1 protein-coding gene is annotated in these 608 nt (G+C 74.2%); it reads left to right on the forward strand.

What is annotated here, in order from left to right; all coding sequences use genetic code 11:
- Positions 1–417 precede the first annotated feature (417 nt).
- The coding region (locus AX737_RS31590) for a hypothetical protein (RefSeq protein WP_066928196.1) at positions 418–608 on the forward strand (191 nt) is incomplete at its 3' end.

Here is a 608-nt window from a genome sequence, read left to right on the forward strand (position 1 = left end):
CCCTGCTGGAGCAGCTCGAGGACGTCTGCGCCCGTGCCGGCGGCGCGGGCGCAGACGTCCTCGAGCTGCTCCAGCAGGGTGAGGAGGTCGCCCGCGACCGCGACGACCTCGCAGCGGGCGAGTTTCGCGACGGGCTGGCGCTGGCGGAAGGGCAGGACGTTGCTCATCGGGATCGCTTGTCGCCGAGGCCCCGCGGATTCGCCAGGGGAGGGCGGCCATCCTCCACACGATTGCGGCCGGGCATGGCCGGGAAGCCGCGCGGGTGGTGAGTTTTTCGTGGCCGGATCGCCTCGCATCGTGTCGACCCGCACGCCGGGGCCGGGTCGGAGGCCGGCCCGAGGCTTGACGGCGGCTCCGGGCCGGCCCACGCCGACCGGGAGGGCCGCCCCCGGCCGTCCCCCGAAGCGAGACGACCCGATGCGCATCAGCCTGTCCCCGACCCGCCTGTCCCTCCTGCTCGCGGCCTGCCTCGCCCTCGGCGCCTGCACCAGCAGCGGCGACAGCGGCTTCTCACAGCAGTTCAGCGCCGACGCGTTCAGCCGCTCCAACGACACCAACGGCACCCAGACCCGCCGCGACGTGAACCGCAGCTACACCCAGCCCTCGCT

The sequence above is a fragment of the Methylobacterium sp. CCH5-D2 genome, assembly GCF_001556475.1.
GTDB classification, from domain to species: domain Bacteria; phylum Pseudomonadota; class Alphaproteobacteria; order Rhizobiales; family Beijerinckiaceae; genus Methylobacterium; species Methylobacterium hispanicum.